The sequence below is a fragment of the Phaeobacter sp. 11ANDIMAR09 genome (genome assembly GCF_001294455.1).
In the GTDB taxonomy this organism is placed as follows: Bacteria; Pseudomonadota; Alphaproteobacteria; order Rhodobacterales; family Rhodobacteraceae; genus Pseudophaeobacter.
Genome location: NZ_LIKT01000006.1, coordinates 78,367 through 94,495 on the forward strand (window position 1 = coordinate 78,367; position 16,129 = coordinate 94,495).

The 16,129-nt window shown below is 61.5% G+C and carries 15 protein-coding genes; 9 read left to right on the forward strand and 6 right to left on the reverse strand.

The features are described 5' to 3' along the window. On the forward strand, positions 1-807 hold the full coding sequence (locus AN476_RS06915; RefSeq protein ID WP_054460261.1) for a thioesterase family protein: 807 nt from the start codon (positions 1-3) through the stop codon (positions 805-807). A gap of 337 nt (positions 808-1,144) precedes the next feature. Continuing rightward, positions 1,145-1,660, forward strand: a complete 516-nt coding sequence (locus AN476_RS06920) for a hypothetical protein (RefSeq protein WP_157063694.1) — start codon at positions 1,145-1,147, stop codon at positions 1,658-1,660. Positions 1,661-1,907: 247 nt separating this feature from the next. Here the strand turns inward: AN476_RS06920 and truA are convergent, their stop codons facing one another. Then, positions 1,908-2,687, reverse strand: a complete 780-nt coding sequence (gene truA / locus AN476_RS06925; RefSeq protein WP_054460263.1) for a tRNA pseudouridine(38-40) synthase TruA — start codon at positions 2,685-2,687, stop codon at positions 1,908-1,910. A 110-nt stretch (positions 2,688-2,797) separates the two neighbouring features. Between truA and AN476_RS06930 the strand changes: the two genes are divergently transcribed. The 3 genes from AN476_RS06930 to AN476_RS06940 are packed head-to-tail and all read left to right on the forward strand — an operon-like array spanning position 2,798 to position 5,747. Further along, a complete protein-coding gene (locus AN476_RS06930; RefSeq protein ID WP_054460388.1) occupies positions 2,798-4,213 on the forward strand; it encodes a YcjX family protein in 1,416 nt (471 codons plus the stop codon). Beyond that, positions 4,210-4,722, forward strand: coding sequence for a GNAT family N-acetyltransferase (locus AN476_RS06935; protein ID WP_253279846.1), 513 nt, complete (start codon positions 4,210-4,212; stop codon positions 4,720-4,722). Before AN476_RS06930 ends, AN476_RS06935 begins: the two co-directional genes overlap by 4 nt. Further along, a complete protein-coding gene (locus tag AN476_RS06940; RefSeq protein WP_054460264.1) occupies positions 4,719-5,747 on the forward strand; it encodes a YcjF family protein in 1,029 nt (342 codons plus the stop codon). Before AN476_RS06935 ends, AN476_RS06940 begins: the two co-directional genes overlap by 4 nt. Positions 5,748-6,393: 646 nt before the next feature. On the opposite strand, the gene AN476_RS06945 is transcribed toward AN476_RS06940, so the two are convergent. Continuing rightward, complete coding sequence (locus AN476_RS06945; protein ID WP_054460265.1) at positions 6,394-6,828, reverse strand: group III truncated hemoglobin; 435 nt, start codon at positions 6,826-6,828, stop codon at positions 6,394-6,396. Positions 6,829-6,987: 159 nt separating this feature from the next. On the opposite strand from AN476_RS06945, the gene AN476_RS06950 reads away from it, so the two are divergent. Together AN476_RS06950 and ileS are read left to right on the forward strand one after the other, a co-directional pair. Beyond that, positions 6,988-7,698 (forward strand): VIT1/CCC1 transporter family protein, encoded by a 711-nt coding sequence (locus AN476_RS06950; protein ID WP_054460266.1) that lies wholly within the window; start codon positions 6,988-6,990, stop codon positions 7,696-7,698. A gap of 438 nt (positions 7,699-8,136) precedes the next feature. Next, positions 8,137-11,046, forward strand: coding sequence for an isoleucine--tRNA ligase (gene ileS, locus AN476_RS06955; protein ID WP_054460267.1), 2,910 nt, complete (start codon positions 8,137-8,139; stop codon positions 11,044-11,046). Between the two features lie 93 nt (positions 11,047-11,139). Here ileS and AN476_RS06960 read toward each other — a convergent pair whose 3' ends face one another. Beyond that, positions 11,140-11,541, reverse strand: a complete 402-nt coding sequence (locus tag AN476_RS06960; protein ID WP_157063695.1) for a hypothetical protein — start codon at positions 11,539-11,541, stop codon at positions 11,140-11,142. A 173-nt stretch (positions 11,542-11,714) separates the two neighbouring features. Between AN476_RS06960 and AN476_RS06965 the strand changes: the two genes are divergently transcribed. After that, positions 11,715-12,179, forward strand: a complete 465-nt coding sequence (locus tag AN476_RS06965) for a methylated-DNA--[protein]-cysteine S-methyltransferase (RefSeq protein ID WP_054460269.1) — start codon at positions 11,715-11,717, stop codon at positions 12,177-12,179. A gap of 162 nt (positions 12,180-12,341) precedes the next feature. On the opposite strand, the gene AN476_RS06970 is transcribed toward AN476_RS06965, so the two are convergent. Then, a complete protein-coding gene (locus tag AN476_RS06970; protein WP_054460270.1) occupies positions 12,342-13,034 on the reverse strand; it encodes a phosphatidylcholine/phosphatidylserine synthase in 693 nt (230 codons plus the stop codon). 477 nt (positions 13,035-13,511) lie between these two features. Between AN476_RS06970 and AN476_RS06980 the strand changes: the two genes are divergently transcribed. Beyond that, on the forward strand, positions 13,512-14,123 hold the full coding sequence (locus tag AN476_RS06980; RefSeq protein WP_054460272.1) for a trans-aconitate 2-methyltransferase: 612 nt from the start codon (positions 13,512-13,514) through the stop codon (positions 14,121-14,123). 49 nt (positions 14,124-14,172) lie between these two features. On the opposite strand, the gene AN476_RS06985 is transcribed toward AN476_RS06980, so the two are convergent. Both AN476_RS06985 and AN476_RS06990 read right to left on the reverse strand, forming a co-directional pair. Then, positions 14,173-15,111, reverse strand: a complete 939-nt coding sequence (locus AN476_RS06985) for a tyrosine recombinase XerC (protein WP_054460273.1) — start codon at positions 15,109-15,111, stop codon at positions 14,173-14,175. Positions 15,112-15,229: 118 nt separating this feature from the next. Next, positions 15,230-15,940 carry a DUF484 family protein gene (locus AN476_RS06990; RefSeq protein WP_054460274.1) on the reverse strand — a complete coding sequence of 237 codons (711 nt, stop codon included), beginning with the start codon at positions 15,938-15,940 and terminating at the stop codon, positions 15,230-15,232. Positions 15,941-16,129 lie beyond the last annotated feature (189 nt).

The window sequence follows — 16,129 nt, forward strand, 5'->3', positions numbered from 1 at the left end:
ATGGCATCAAAGGCCCTGTCTGCCCCGGCTTTCTTTACGCAAAGAGAGGACGGGGCCTTTGTTGGCAATGATCCGGCGCGCGGACCCTGGTCGCCAGACCATTGTCACGCGGGTCCGGTTGCCGGGCTTTGCGCCCGCGCCGCCGAAGTGGAAGTCGGCCCGGACAAGATGCTGTGCCGGCTCACGCTTGATATCCTGCGCCCCGTGCCCCTGGCGGGCATCCGTGTTGCGGCGGAAACCACGCGCCACACCCGGACGCTCGCCACCACCCGGATTACCGTGCATGATCTGAACGATGGGCTCTGTGTACAGGGCACTTCAATGCATCTGATGCGCAAGGACTTAGGTCAGGTGCCCTCTGCGCCTGTGACCCGCTTGAACCGGGCCGAGGCCGAACCAGGACCGTTTTCCATTGGCGCAGGCCTGCATGACAAACCCTATTTTGGCCAGTTCCTGGATGTGGCCTACCCGCCCGGTTTTGGGCTTGAACCCGGACCAAAGACGCTGTGGATGCGGACACCCCAGCTGCTGGAGGGCGAAGAACAATCCCCGGTGCAGTCGCTTTGTGCGCTGGCCGATTGTGGCAATGGCATCTCCTGGAACGCCCGCCCCAGTGAAATGGGCTTTATGAACACCGATCTGACCCTGAATGTGCACCGGGAACCGCGCGGAGACTGGCTGGCCTCGGAGTCGATCTCGCATTGGCACGAGACAGGGATCGGCATGTCGCAATCCGTGTTGCAGGACGAGGCGGGGCCAGTGGCAACCGCCTTGCAAACCCTGGTGCTGCACCCACCAAAGACTTAATTGCACCCTGGCTTTGCAGATGCGCCGCGGCGGGCATGACCCCTGGGGCATGCGACACCTCCCTTTTAAAGGGCTCACAGTTCCAGGGGCTGAGCCCCCCTTTTTGCCAAGAGCGCGTCTGCATAAGGCAGATTTCCGACAGGGCCGAGGATGAGCGCGTACCCACAGGAGGATTGCGACACTCATAGGTAGAGTAAACCTGTCGCAAGAAGTGGTGCTAGGCCCCCTTTTTTCTTTACGATTCTAAACATGGCTGACAACCTTTGGGTGTGTTCTGGCAGTGTCGCAGGGGCTGTTCCCGCGCGCGACGCCTGAACATTTTCGAAGGGAGAGAGAGATGAAGTCTTTTACACAAGTAATTCTCTGCGCAATGGCGGCCAGCCTGTTTGGGGCAGGGGCAATGGCGCAGCAGGCTCCTGATGTAGGTGAACCCTGGACGGCAAATGGCAAGCTCGACACCCAGGGGGACAAACTGTTTGGCATGCAGGCCGGGCCAATCTTTTCCAATGCCCAGGCGCCCAAGTCCTGCGCGGCGGCCTGCAACATCAGCTGGAACGGCGAATGGGTGACTGTGATCGAGGGCGAAATGTCGATCTGTGCGGGCACCAATGCCGCCACGGATGGTAAGAATTTTAACGTTCTGAATGTGAATGGCGTGGCCGCGGGTCTCGAAGCCGGACCGATCTGGGACAATGACGATGCCAAGGCAAAATGCGAAGCGGCCTTTAACACCGTCAGTTGGGAAACCAATAATTGGATCACCTATGTGGAGGGCGAAGCCTCTGCATGCGCCTGCACCTCCAGCGCAGGCTACAAGGTGCGCTCCTGGCTGCCAAACAACGTCGAGCAATAGGCAATGGGAGCACAAGCCGAGCCCTCAGCGGATCGGCTTGTGCTCAAGACCTCGGTGCTGGACACCCGGTGCTGGACACCCGGTGCCTGACGTTCGGTGCCTGACCCTTTCTGCGGTCGCGGATGCCTGCGCTGGCCTGGCTGCGACAGGCTGGCTTGGCGAGCGGGTGCACCTGCATTCAGGCCTGTCTTTGGACCTCTGAACAGCGTTGAATTCAGCGGCGGGGGGGATCTAAACGAGGCCTGTCTCAAACCGCTCCTGGCAGAAACGGATCCTCCGGATAGCCGACCCGCGCCAGATAGAGCCCATGGCCAGGGCAGACCGGGCCACAGGCGGAGCGGTCCTTTGCCTCGAGCGCCGTTTTTACATCAACCGGGTCCCAGGCGCCGGCGCCAACACGCTCCAGCGTGCCGACAAAGCTGCGCACCTGATTGTGCAGAAAGCTGCGCGCGCGCACATGGAAATGTACTTCAGGGCCGGATAGGCCCTGCACCCGCTCCACCCGCAGCTCATCCAGCGTTTTCTGCGGGCTTTGCGCCTGACAGATCGACGAGCGGAAAGTGGTGAAATCATGATTTCCCAGCAGGTGGTTGGCCGCTTCCTGCATGGCCTCGACATCCAGATCATTGTTGATCTGCCAGACCTGCCCTGCGTCATGGGTTGCAGGCGCGCGGCGCACCAGAATGCGGAACAGATACTGCCGCTCGATGGCGGAAAACCGCGCGTGCCAGTCCGGCTCCACCTCGGCGCAGTCCACAATGGCCACCGGGGCGGGCTTGAGGTGAAAATTCAGCGCTTCCGACAGGCGAAAGGGCGTCCAGGGCTTTTGTAGATCGCAATGGGCGACCTGACCCAGCCCATGCACGCCGGTATCCGTGCGGCCGGCCGCGGCAATGGTATGGGGCCTGGGCTCCAAACGTGCCAGGGCCTCTTCGATCGCCCCCTGCACCGAGGGCTGATCCTTCTGCCGCTGCCATCCGGCAAAGGGCTTTCCGTGATATTCAACTTTGAGAGCAAAACGAGCCATGGAGGGGCAAGTAACCCGGCAACAGGAGCGAGGCAAGTGGTGGGCTGCTCTGGAAACCCTCTGTGGCTCTGCCTATCTTGGGACCAGACGAACAACAGCGGGTGAGCCGGGTGGTATTATCGACATTGACCGAGGGCGCGGTGCGCGGGCTTGATACGCTTGGCACGGGCCTGTCATCGCGGGTTTTTGACACAACACTCAGGCTAGGCGTCACCGGCTTGGCGCGGGCGGGCAAGACGGTCTTTATCACTTCGCTGGTGGCCAACCTGTTGAACCGGGGGCGGATGCTACAGCTGGAGGCCGCGCGCGCCGGGCGTATCGACAGCGCCTATCTGCAACCTCAGCCCGACGATACCGTGCCCCGTTTTGCCTATGAGGACCATCTGGCCTCTCTTACCGGTCCGCAGCCCCATTGGCCGGCCAGCACCCGCGTCGTATCCGAACTGCGGCTCAGCCTGACCCTGCGCCCCTCGGGTCTGTTGTCGGGCTTCCAAGCCCCGCGGCGGCTGCATCTGGATATCGTGGATTATCCGGGGGAATGGCTGCTGGATCTGGCACTCCTGGACAAATCCTACGCGGAATGGTCCGCCGAGGTTCTGGAACGGTTACCGGCCCGGGATGTGGCTGCGAAATTCCTGCAGGTGCTGACCACGGTGGCGGCCAATGAGCCCCATGATGAGCCTCAGGCGCAGCGCCTGGCGGCAGAGTTCACCGCCTATCTGAACGCGGCACGTCAGGCCGGGTTTTACGATTGCTCGCCGGGGCGCTTCTTGTTGCCTGGCGACCTAGAGGGCTCCCCGGTGCTGACCTTTGGCCCGCTGCCGCCCGCGTCTGCCGCGCCGCGCCGCAGCCTGTGGCGCGAGATGGAGCGCCGCTATGAGGCTTACAAGTCCAAAGTGGTCCAACCTTTCTTTCGCGATCACTTTACCCGGATCGACCGCCAGGTGGTGCTGGTGGATGCGCTCAGCGCCATTCACTCCGGTCCGCAGGCGGTGGAGGATCTGCGCCTGGCCATGGGCGATGCGCTCGCGGCCTTTCGTCCCGGCCGCAATGGGTTCCTGACCTCGCTTCTGCGCGGCAAGCGGGTGGAGAAAATCCTCTTTGCCGCCACCAAGGCCGATCATCTGCACCATTTGCAACACCCGCAGATGACCGCGGTCATCGAAGCCCTGACCCGCGATGCGCGCGATCGGGCGCAGTTTGCCGGAGCGGAAACCGCTGCCCTGGCGCTGGCCTCTCTGCGCGCCACCACCGAAGAGATGCGACCCCACAACGGCAGCGAGCTGCCCTGCGTGCGTGGGCGGTTGCTGGAAACAGGACGGCAGGCAGCCTTTTACCCCGGCGCCCTGCCCGAGGATCCGGCGCAATTGCTCGCCCCCGCCCGGCAGGGGGCAACGCGCTGGCTCGAAGGGGAGTACAGGGCGATGCAATTTGCCCCGGCGGCGCTGAGCCTGAAGCCCGGGGATGGCCCGCCGCATATCCGGCTGGACCGGGCGGCGGAGTTTCTGATCGGAGATGCCCTGTGAGCGCGTCGCGGCCTGCGCTGCCTGAGCCGGGAATCACTCTGCGCCCCGCCGGGGCCTTGGATGCAGGGGCTACGGGCTGGATACTATACCGCTTTGCCCAGGACACCCCCTGGATGCCCAAGCTGTATTCCGAGGCCGAGACAATATCCTTTTGTGGCGTGATGATCTCACGGGGCTGGGTCACGGTGGCGGAGCAGGAGGGGCAGGTGGTGGGCTTTATCGCGCGGGACGGGGCCGAAATCTGCAGCCTCTATCTGGCACCTGGCCGCTGCGGCCAGGGGGTTGGCAAGGCCTTGTTGCAGCAGGCACAGGCGGCGCAGCCGCAGCTATGGTTGCAGGCCTTTGTTGCCAATCGCGGCGCGCGGCGTTTTTACCAGCGCGAGGGGTTTTATGAGACACAGCGCTCTGACGGCGCCGATAACGAAGAGGGGCTGCCGGATGTTCGGCTGGCCTGGTCGCCGCAGGGGAAGGGTGCCGGTCAGCACCCTGCACAGGAGGAACAGGGATGAGCCAGAAACCGGTAGTGTTCGATCTGGAGGACGGCGACAGCGCCCAGGGACCGGATGTGTCGGCGGCGCCACCAGTGCCTGACCCGTTGCCAAGCCTGTCCGAGAGGGCCGCTCCGGCAGCGATGGAACAGGCCGCGCGCCTGGCGGCCCGACCGACCTCCAAGCTGGGGCGTTGGTTCTGGGGGCTGGTTCTGGCGCTTCTGGGAACGGTTGTCTCGCTGGCGGCCTGGGACTATGCGGTTGGATTGGTGGCGCGGGTGCCGGTGCTGGGCTGGGCGGTCAGCGCCGGGTTGGCGCTTGCCCTTGTGTTGGCACTGGTGATGGTGCTGCGCGAACTGGCCGCCCTGGCCCGGATGAAGCGGGTGGATGGGCTGCGACAGGGGGCTATTCAGGCCAGTGCGGATCTGGCTGCGGCCCAGACACATATCGCCCGGCTGGAGGCTTTCTATGCCGCCCGCCCGGATATGGCCTGGCAATTGGCGCGGCTCTCGGAGCGGCGGGGCGAGGTCCTGGACGCGGATGCTTTGCTGATGCTGGCCGAAGAAGAGCTGCTGCTGCCGCTGGATGCCCGCGCTTTGCAAGAGGTCGAGGCCGCCGCTCGTCAGGTTGCGACCGTCACCGCCTTGGTGCCTCTGGCGCTGGCCGATGTTGCTGTGGCGCTGCTCACCTCGGTTCGGATGATCCGGCAGGTGGCACAGATCTATGGCGGGCACTCGGGCCTGTTCAGTTCCTGGCGGCTCACCCGCGCGGTTCTGGCGCATTTGACCGCCACCGGCGCAGTGGCGGCCGGTGATGATCTGCTGGACTCCGTTCTTGGAGGCTCGGTTCTGTCCAAACTGTCGCGCCGCTTTGGCGAAGGCGTGGTGAACGGCGCCCTGTCGGCCCGCGTCGGCATCGCCGCCATGGAGGTCTGCCGCCCGATGCCTTTCTCGCCCGCCCATCGCCCTGCGACCCGCCGGGTGATCAGGGGAGCTCTGGCTGGGCTGTTTCGCCGCGAGCAGACCGCTGCCGAGCCAAAGCCCTGAGGGCGCCAATCAGGTGACTCTTTCCAGCGGAGATCTTGAGCCCCTAAGGTTTTCTCCTTGGGGACAGGCGGGATTTGCCACCTGATGGAGCAGGCTGCAACGGGCAACGGGTTTGGTGCCTGCCAGGTCTGAATGCCGTTGCGACGCGCGGGCTGTGGGTAAGCCCCTGTGTAAGTCTGGGGGTGGATCTGTGGGTAAGGCCAGAAATTGATGTCTATCAGTCCGTTGCAGCATTTTCTTTGGCACAAAAATAGCCTGGGAGGCCTGGGAGGCCTGTGAGTATCGGTGATGCTTTTTCTACAAGACTGGGGCAGATGCCTGGCCTGTGCCTGCATCACCAGGGGCGGAACTGGTTAAGTGGAGCCCAGGGGGTGGCGATGCCCGTAACCTCCTACAATAAAGTAGTTTTCCACAGGGCGAGACGGTTTTTCCCCAGGTGGCGCGCTGTTATGCACAGGGCCGTGACCGGGGGGACGCGTAACCCAGTCACATTTTTCAGGAGATAGTTTTACATTTGTGAACTTTTTGATCCTGAAATCTGCGGCAATCCGAAAAATTGATGTCTTTTATCAACTTTTTTCAGTCTGGGTTTGCCTGCGGTGGTAAGTTGTCTCATTCACAGCAACTCTCAGAGACCACCTCTGGCCTAGAACAGCTTGGGTGGGGCGTCCTTGGGTTGGCGCATGGCGACGATACCGGTGCGAAAGCCTTCGCCGATGCGATCTGCCAAAACGCCCCATTGGCGGGCGGTTAGCTCGGGCAGTTCGGCCTGCAGGACCTGGTGAAACAGCCCAAGCCACTGCGGGAAATGTTCCGCCTGGATTTCTGGGCGCGAGACATGCACCCGCATGGGATTGCCGCTATAGCTCTTCTCGCGCAGGATCGCATTGCGCCAGAAGCGGGCGATCTTTGCCTCATGCTCGGGCCAGTCTCCATCCGCCACATAGCGCGCAAAGATGGGCCCCAATTCCGCATGGGCTCGGACACGGATGTAAAACAGGGTCACAATCCTGTCGATCTCCGCCCCGGTGATGTCAAAGCGTTTCATCGGATAGTCGGTGGTTTCTGGGGCTTGGCTCATGTCTTGTCTCGCGCTGGAGGGAGGGCACAGATACCCACCCATGCCGCCGTCCCCACATAGGGGATGGGCGCGGCGATGGGTAGAGGTGGCGTTGATCTGTCGCAAGGCAAAGAGAGTTCACTGGGCTAGATTAGGGGTTCACAGCAAAAAGAGCCCGCCATGATCGACCACGGTCACAGCCCGCAAGAAGTCAGCGATCGTATAGGAGCCCCGCCGGGACGCGGGGTGCTGCGCGATGTGATCTACGGGGCCATTGACGGCTCGGTCACCACCTTCGCCATTGTTGCCGGGGTGGCGGGGGCCGGGTTGTCCCCCTTTGTCATTGTCGCCCTGGGGTTGGCCAATGTGCTGGCGGATGGGTTTTCCATGGCGGCAGGGAATTACTCTGGCACCAAGGCAGAGCTCGACAACCTAAAACGCCTGCGCCGGGTCGAGGAGCGCCATATTCAAACCTTCCCCGAAGGCGAGCGCAGAGAGGCCCGAGAGATCCTGCGGCTCAAGGGGCTGTCAGGCCCTGTGCTGGAGGCCGCCACCGATGCCATCTGCGCCGACAGGGAGGCCTGGATCAATCTGATGATGGAGGGCGAATATGGCGCCAGCCCGGTGGATCCAGAGCCGATGCGCGCCGCGATTGCCACCTTTGCGGCCTTTTTATTGGCGGGGCTGGTGCCGCTCTTGCCCTTCTTGCTGGGACTTGAGGCGGCCTTCTCCCTCTCGGTCTGGCTGACGCTGGCAGTCTTTTTTGCCATTGGCGCCTTCAAAAGCCATTGGTCGCTGACCCCCTGGTGGCGCTCTGGGGCGGAGACCTTGGCAATCGGCGGTGCGGCGGCGGCCTTGGCCTATGGGGTGGGCAGCCTGTTTCAGCTGTGATCTGGGCACTCATAGTGCCCGTGTCTGAAGGGGCCATATGATGCATAGAAGGTTTCGCGCGCGAAACGAATTAGGCTTGTGTTAACACCGCCGCACGCTTTGGCTGCACCGTTCCGGCCGGGCCATGGCGATCTGCCCTGCGGGACGGCGTTTGCAGGCTCCGGGGCAGCCTCAAAATGGTGCTTCGAGCTGAGATGCGGCCCGGCGTGGGGACCGGTCAACAGGCGAGCAGGCTGCGACACTGCGCGCAGCCACAAGCCCGCTTTACCCCGGCCCCTAGTCGGCCTATAACGCCCCCATGTCCTATATCGAGGCCATCATTATTCGAATTATATCCCCGGCGCTCTGACACCATGAGACGCCGGGCAAAGGCGCTTGAGCCATCGCGCCGCACCGAACACCCGATTTTCCGAACAGCTCATCCAAAGGACGCCACCCATGTGCGCCGACACACCTGAATACAAAGACTCGCTGAACCTGCCCAAGACCGATTTCCCCATGCGCGCGGGCCTGCCCAAGCGCGAACCCTCCTGGCTGGAGCGCTGGGAAAAGATCGGTGTCTATGACCGCCTGCGCGAAAAAGAGGGGCGCACCCCTTTTGTGCTGCATGACGGCCCTCCCTATGCCAATGGCCATCTGCACATCGGTCACGCGCTGAACAAGACCATCAAGGACATGATCGTGCGCTCGCATCAGATGATGGGTTTTGACAGCCGCTATGTACCGGGCTGGGATTGCCACGGTCTGCCGATTGAGTGGAAGATCGAAGAGCAGTACCGCAAGAAGGGCAAGAACAAGGATGCAGTGGATGTGGTTGAGTTCCGCCAGGAATGCCGCGCCTTTGCTGACAAATGGGTGGATATCCAGCGCGAAGAATTCAAGCGTCTTGGCATCACCGGCAATTGGGCTGACCCCTATCTGACCATGGATTTCCATGCCGAGGCGGTGATCGCGGCTGAGTTCCAGAAGTTCCTAATGAACGGCACGCTCTATCAGGGCTCCAAACCCGTTATGTGGTCGCCGGTTGAGAAAACCGCCCTGGCCGAGGCCGAGGTGGAATACAAAGACAAAGACAGCTTTACCATCTGGGTGAAGTTTGCGGTTTTCGGTGCAGGTGATGATCTGAACGGGGCCAGCGTTGTGATCTGGACCACCACCCCCTGGACCATCCCGTCCAACAAGGCCGTGGTCTACGGTGCCGACTATGACTACGGCCTATATGAGGTCACCGACGCGCCAGAAGAATGCTGGGCGGCCAAGGGCGATCGCTTCCTGCTGGCCGACAAACTGGCCGGTGATGTGATGTCGCGCGCTCGCCTGGAAGAGGGGCAATACACCCGTGTCCGCGCCGTGCCTGCGGATGAGCTGGCAACCCTGCAGCTGAGCCACCCGCTGGCCGGGGCCGAAGGCTCCAACGGCGAATGGGATCAGCCCCGTGATTTCCGAGCAGCACCTTTTGTGACTGATGAGGAAGGCACCGGTTTCGTGCACTGCGCGCCAAGCCACGGTATGGAGGAATTCGAGCTCTATCGTGACCTTGGCATGCTGGAAGATGTCATCACCTACAATGTGATGGATGATGGCGGTTTCCGCGCTGATCTGCCTTTCTTTGGTGGCAAATACATCCTCAACCGCAAGGGCGGTGAAGGCGATGCCAACAAGACGGTCATCGACAAGCTGGTCGAGGTCGGCGGTCTGCTGGCCCGTGGCAAGATCAAGCACAGCTACCCGCACTCCTGGCGCTCCAAGGCGCCGATCATCTATCGCAACACGCCGCAGTGGTTTGCTTCTGTGGACCGCGAAGTTGGCGACGGTCAGGACGAGATGGGCACAACCATCCGCGAACGCGCCCTGCGCTCAATTGATGAGCTGGTGAAATGGACCCCGCAAAAGGGTCGTAACCGGCTCTATTCGATGATCGAAGCCCGCCCGGACTGGGTGCTGTCACGCCAGCGCGCCTGGGGCGTACCGCTGACTTGCTTTGTCAAAAAGGGTCTGCTGCCCACAGATGCGGGTTTCATTCTGCGGGACGAAGCAGTGAATGCCCGCATCGTCGCGGCCTTTGAGGCCGAGGGCGCAGATGCCTGGTACGCGGATGGCGCCAAAGAGCGTTTCCTGGGCGATGACTACTCTGCGGATGACTGGGAGCAGGTCTTTGACGTTTTGGACGTCTGGTTTGACTCCGGCTCGACCCATGCCTTTGTGCTGCGTGACCGCGAAGATGGCAGCCCCGATGGCATTGCCGATGTCTATATGGAAGGCACCGACCAACACCGCGGCTGGTTCCATTCTTCGCTGTTGCAGGCCTGTGGCACCAAGGGGCGGGCGCCTTATAAAAACGTTGTCACCCATGGGTTTACCCTAGATGGCAAGGGCAATAAGATGTCGAAATCCTTGGGCAATACCATCGTGCCCGAGGAAATCGTCAAACAGTATGGCGCCGATATCCTGCGGCTCTGGGTGGCGCAGACCGATTACACTTCGGATCAGCGCATCGGCCCTGAGATCCTGAAAGGCACCGCCGACAGCTATCGCCGTTTGCGCAACACCATGCGCTATATGCTGGGTTCGCTGCATGACTTCACCGAGGATCAGCGGGTTGAACCCGCCGATATGCCCGAGCTGGAGCAATGGGTGCTGCATCGTCTGGCAGAGCTGGATCATCAGGTCCGCAATGGCTATCAGAGCTTTGATTTCAACGGTGTCTGGCAGGCGCTTTTCACCTTTGCCACCGTTGATCTGTCGGCCTTCTACTTTGATGTCCGTAAAGACGCGCTCTACTGCGATGGCGACACGCTGAATGCCCGGGCCGCGCGCACTGTGTTGGACATCCTGTTCCATCGCCTCACCACTTGGCTGGCGCCCATTCTGGTCTTCACCATGGAAGAGGTCTGGCTAGAGCGTTTCCCTGGTGACGACAGCTCGGTGCACCTGACCGATATCCCCAATACCCCTGCGGATTGGCTGAACGAGCCCCTCTCGGGCAAATGGGCGCAAATCCGCCAAGCCCGCCGTGTGGTGACAGCCGCCCTGGAAGTGCAGCGTGTGGATAAGGTGATCGGCGCCTCGCTCGAGGCGCATCCGGTGGTGCATGTGCGCGATGCAGAGGTTCTGGAACTGCTGAAATCGGTGAATTTTTCTGATATCTGCATCACTTCCGACATCTCCCTCACCAATGACCCGGCCCCGGCCGAAGCCTTCCGCATGCCCGAAGTCGACGGCATCTCAGTGGTCTTTGAAAAGGCCGAAGGCGAGAAATGTCAGCGCTGTTGGAAGATCCTGCCGGATGTAGGCAAATTCGCTCATACCGGAGTTTGCGGCCGCTGCGAGGCAGCCCTGACCGAGTAAGAAGAATCCCTCTGCGATAACGCCAAAGAAAACCCTGCTGCGCATGGCGCGGCAGGGTTTATTTGTGCTTTCATTGTGCGGGGAGACAGAAAATTACAGATTGGCGCCAGCGACGGGGGGCACAACAATGCTGCGCGCGGCGCGGTAGCTATCTTCTGCAAGTAGGCTGCTGACGGGTTTGGGACCGGGGGCATGGGCTGAAGCCATCACCAGAAACTGTACCGCCAGAGATCCTTCGCCATAGCTTCCGCGGCCCAAGGCCTGATCTCTTGCCGCTTCGAGGGCCGGACCTACCGGCTCGCTGTCGCCAACCTTGGCCGCAACGCTCATCTCTGCCGCTTCCAGCGCCGTGTTGCGCTGAACGGCGCGATACATGCCTTCGGTTTTACCTTCATTAAGGCTTGCATCCATTGCAGGAACGCCTGCCTTCAAAGAGGAAGTGATGTTGCTGATGCCAAAATTCGAACCAATTGCAGAGATCATTGTCTTACCCACTCTTTCCTTCTGTACTTGTTTTAGCCCAATTTTAGCAAAATTCACGGCCCCCTAGGGTCAGTCTTTTGGGCAAATGGGATAGCGACCTATACCAAAGATGTAGATTCCCCTGTCTCACCTCGAGGTTTTGGTGCTTTAATACTGAAAATCCTCTCTTTATTCTGGAGTGTCTGATGCCCTCTGCCCAGATTGATACATTTGTCGGAACGCTGCGGGTGACAGAAACTGACGGCGCCATCACCCGCCTGGCCTGGCCCTCCCCGGAACAAGATCCGGCGCAGGACAAAAGCGCCCTGCTGGCGCGCGCCTGTGACCAGCTCCAGGCCTATTTCGCCGGGGAGCTCCAGGTCTTTGATCTGCCGCTGCAGGTCTCGGGCTCGGATTTCCAGCGCGCGGTCTGCGACGCAATGCTGGCGATTCCTTTGGGCGAAACCCGCACCTATGGCGATCTGGCACGGGATCTGGGCAGGCCGCCGCAACCGGTGGGCAATGCCTGTGGTACCAATCCGATCCCGGTGATCATTCCCTGTCACCGGATCCTGGGGGCAAATGGTCTGGGCGGGTTTTCCGGCGGCATCGGGATTGAGACCAAGATCACCCTGCTCAAACACGAAGGCGCGGCCAGCCTGTTGATCTAGATTTAGCGTTGAGGCGGGCCTCTGGTCCCGCGGCAGGTCGGCAATTGGGCCAGGCCATTGGCCAACCAGCCCCTGCTTTCACCTATCCAAAAATATTCCGGGGTGAATGGGCGTTGATGAAATCAGCGCACAGAGGGGCTGGCCCCTCATGACTGCGGGGTGTTAGCTCCGCTGTGGGATGATTTGTTGCGCAACGCCCACAAAGACCAGATAGATCGAGGTCACAACCAACCCCCAATGGGCCCAGCTTTCGGGATGGAAATCTACCCAGGCAGCCCAGCCGGCAAAAAAGGTCCAGGCCAGCGCCATTGGCAGCGAGACCTTGCGCCAGCGCTCGGTGCGCACGGGGTGGATGAACTTCAACGGCAGAAACATGGCAAGCGACAGCACCGTCACCAGCACCAATATGGTCCAATGGCTGGGTTCCAGGGCAAAGATCACCAGAACCAGCATGTTCCAGCAGCCGGGAAAGCCGGAAAAAGAATTGTCCTTGGTCTTCATCCTTGTGTCTGCAAAATACATCGCACTGGCAAAGGTGATGACAATAATGGCAAACCAGCCGGTCCAGCCGGCCATCAACCCCGATTGGAACAGGGCAAAGGCCGGAATGAACACATAGGTCAGATAATCGATGATCAGATCCAGCAGTACCCCGTCAAACTGCGGCGCATAGCGGCCAACCTGGTAATGGCGGGCCAGGGGACCATCAATGCCATCCACCGCAAAAGCCACAACCAGCCAAACGAACATCAAGCTCCATTTGGCCTCCACAGCGGCGAGCATGGCAAGCATTGCAAAAACAGCACCGGTAGCGGTGAGCAGGTGAACGGAGAGAGCGCGTATCTGAGGTGTCATGTCCCCGTGATGGCGAATTTCCTCCGCGCCTGCAAGGCTTCAGTGCAACCAAGTCGGGTATTCCTGACGGTGCAGGCCCTGTTCGTTGGGGCTTAGCTCAGGGTTTTCTGCGCCTAAAAGAACCATTTTGGTTTTGGAGGCCCCTGGCAGCGGCAGCTCTGCACGGTGAGGGTTCTGCGGCAGGCGCGGAAAACGGATTTGCGATGGGGCGGGCGCAGGGGCGGCGGGGGCAGGGTGAAACGCGTAGGCAAGAGCCGGAGACATAGGGGCATCCTTTCTGGAGCAATGGGAGGCCTCAGTTAAGCGCAGAGCTCTTAACCCCTGATGCAGGCGCTAGAGTAATTTGTTTCGAATTTTAGCAAACCGGGCAGAAACCGGGCAGAAACCGGTATGGGGGCAAGAAAATTTTAAATTCCAAAAATGGAATTTATCTGGCAGAGTTTAAAGATAGGGAAATGAGAATGCGAGGAGGGCGAAATGCGGCAACCTGCAGAGCACTGGAACCGGGTCTACCAGACCAAAGACACAGAACAGCTGAGCTGGTTTCAGGCGGATCCAACCCCCTCCCTGCGCGCCATTTCCCTCTGTGGCCCGCGCTCTCTTTCCGTGATCGACATCGGCGGCGGGGCCTCTCGGCTGGCCGGTGCACTGGTCGACCAGCGCCGCCAAGATATTACCGTTCTGGATATCTCACAACGCGCCTTGACCCTGGCCCGTGTCCGGCTGGGCGCAGATGGGCAACGCGTGGCTTGGATAGCCCGGGACATTACGATGTGGCAGCCGCACCGCCTGTGGGATATCTGGCACGACCGAGCGGTGTTTCACTTTTTGACCGAAGCCTGCGACCGGCAGGCCTATATACAGGCCTTGAGTGCCGCGGTGCCCAGGGGCGGTCATGTGATCCTGGCTTGCTTCGCACCCGACGGGCCCAAGACCTGTAGTGGCCTGCCCGTACAGCGCTATGCCCCCAAAGACCTGCAGGCCGAACTGGGGCAGGGGTTTGATCTGCTGCACAGCTGGTCCGAGCCCCATGTCACCCCGGCAGGGGATATGCAGGCCTTTACCTGGTCGGTGTTCGACCGGGTTTGAGCGAGACAATCTGCGCGGTTGCCTTGGGGCGCAGGGGGGCAGGGGCGGATCAGGCTTTGGGGTGGCTGCGGTTATAGACCGCCATCAGATGCGCCGTATCCACCGCCGTATAGGCCTGGGTTGTCGATAGCGAAGCATGGCCTAGCAGTTCCTGAATGGCGCGTAGATCGCCGCCCGCCTCGAGCAGATGGGTGGCAAAGCTGTGGCGCAATGCATGAGGGGTTGCGCTGGCAGGAAGCCCCAGCTGAGCCCGCGCCTGGGCCATGGCGCCCTGGATCTGGCGGGGATTAAGCGCGCCGCCACGGACCCCGCGAAACAGCGGCCCATCGTCTTCTTTGGGGTAGGGGGCGAGGGCCAGATAGCGCTCTACCGCCTGACGGGCAGCGGCGATTACCGGCACCAGACGTTCTTTGCCGCCCTTGCCAGAGATGCGCAGGCTGGCGGGCAGAGGCGCGGCCTTGCCTGTCAGGGCCAGGGCTTCGGAGATGCGCAGCCCGCAGCCATAGAGCAGCGTCACCACCGCCACATCGCGCGCGGCCACCCAATCGGTGGTGGATTGCAGCTCAACGGTGTCGATGACCGCCCGGGCGGCATCCTGGGCAAGGGGGCGCGGCAGCTTCTTTTGGTACTTGGGGGCGCGCGCCGCCAGAACGGCTGTGGGTTCAAAGCCTTCCCGTTCGGCGAGCCAGCGATAAAAGCTTTTGACCGCCGAGAGCTTGCGGGCCAGGGAGCGTGCCCCGGTTCCGGTATTGCGTTCCTGAGCCATCCAGGCGCGCATATCCGAGGTGGAGATCCGAGCCAGGGCCCCGAGCCCCTGTGGCGCACCGTGATGGCTGGTCATAAAGGCGAGAAAACCACTGAGATCGCCCTGATAGGCGGTGAGGGTATTGGCCGCAGCCCCGTCCAGCGCGCTCAAGCCCTGCAACCAGAGTTGCAGCGCATCGCGGCAGGCCGCGGATATCAGCAACTGGGCCTCGGTGGTGGTCATGATCGGGCGGCCCCAAACGGCGCGATCCGCGCAAAGCCTATCGTGCAGTCAGGAAGGCTGCGCAGGTCGCAAGACAAAGATCCCGCGCCGCGGGGGCGCCGGGACAGATGGGCAGCTGTCACGCCAGCCAGCGGCACATGCTGCGTTCAAAGACCCCGGCAAAGAAGGTCAGCAGATCAGTGCCATGCTGAGGCGTGAATTGATGCGGGTCTTCCGAGCCGAGAACCAAAAGCCCGGGCAGGCGGCCATTGCCGAGATCCAGCCGCAGGCAGGCCTCAGAGCGGATCCAGTCGGCCTTGTTGCCAAAGATCTTGGGGGTGCCGCCCTGCATCTGGCGCAGAGTGACCTGACGCGCCGGGCCGCCACGATTGGTTCCGACATAGGCGTCGATAAAGCCAGGGCTGGCGGTTTTCAGCACATCGCCAATGCGGGCCGCGGCGGCGCCGCCGTCATCCTGCAGGGTTTCCAGCACCAGCGACACCGAATCGACGCGCATGATTTCGGCCAGATCGCCATTCAGGGTCTGCAGAAAGCCTGGGAAATCGGTGGGGTCCAGCAGGCGCAGGATGGCGCGGTGAATCTGATTCGTGCCGGCCAGGTTTTCATAGGCAGCGGCAATCACCGAGCGGTGGGTGTCTTCCAGCCGGTCCAGCCGGGCCTCCATCCGCTCCATGGCGATGCCGCGCAGATCAACGATATTGGAGCCCATGGCGCGTTCATTGGCAGTAACCAGCGCATCCATCAGGCCCTGATCTTCGAGAACCGCGTCGGGCTTTGCCAGAATCGCGTCGCGCAGGGGAGTGTCTAGTTTGGCTGTGGTGCTGCTCATTCTTGAACCTTTGTGGCTTGAACCTTTGCGGGTTTTGAACCTGTAGAGGGTTGAACCTTTGGGCTTTGAGCCCGGGTTATAACATGGGTTTTCCGATATAGGGGCTAAAATTTTGTTAGGAGCGGGAAAAGACTGGGCAGGGACCGGCGAGACAGGCGCCCAGCACTGTTTCGAGCGGCATCCAAAAAG

Excerpts from the sequence above, each read along its gene's own strand:
- AN476_RS06990 (WP_054460274.1), bottom strand. The coding sequence starts at position 15,940 with ATGAGCAGCACCACAGCCAAACTAGACACTCCCCTGCGCGACGCGATT.
- ileS (WP_054460267.1), top strand. The coding sequence starts at position 8,137 with ATGTGCGCCGACACACCTGAATACAAAGACTCGCTGAACCTGCCCAAG.
- AN476_RS06965 (WP_054460269.1), top strand. The coding sequence starts at position 11,715 with ATGCCCTCTGCCCAGATTGATACATTTGTCGGAACGCTGCGGGTGACA.
- AN476_RS06980 (WP_054460272.1), top strand. The coding sequence starts at position 13,512 with ATGCGGCAACCTGCAGAGCACTGGAACCGGGTCTACCAGACCAAAGAC.
- AN476_RS06915 (WP_054460261.1), top strand. The coding sequence starts at position 1 with ATGGCATCAAAGGCCCTGTCTGCCCCGGCTTTCTTTACGCAAAGAGAG.
- AN476_RS06920 (WP_157063694.1), top strand. The coding sequence starts at position 1,145 with ATGAAGTCTTTTACACAAGTAATTCTCTGCGCAATGGCGGCCAGCCTG.
- AN476_RS06970 (WP_054460270.1), bottom strand. The coding sequence starts at position 13,034 with ATGACACCTCAGATACGCGCTCTCTCCGTTCACCTGCTCACCGCTACC.
- truA (WP_054460263.1), bottom strand. The coding sequence starts at position 2,687 with ATGGCTCGTTTTGCTCTCAAAGTTGAATATCACGGAAAGCCCTTTGCC.
- AN476_RS06985 (WP_054460273.1), bottom strand. The coding sequence starts at position 15,111 with ATGACCACCACCGAGGCCCAGTTGCTGATATCCGCGGCCTGCCGCGAT.
- AN476_RS06950 (WP_054460266.1), top strand. The coding sequence starts at position 6,988 with ATGATCGACCACGGTCACAGCCCGCAAGAAGTCAGCGATCGTATAGGA.
- AN476_RS06940 (WP_054460264.1), top strand. The coding sequence starts at position 4,719 with ATGAGCCAGAAACCGGTAGTGTTCGATCTGGAGGACGGCGACAGCGCC.
- AN476_RS06945 (WP_054460265.1), bottom strand. The coding sequence starts at position 6,828 with ATGAGCCAAGCCCCAGAAACCACCGACTATCCGATGAAACGCTTTGAC.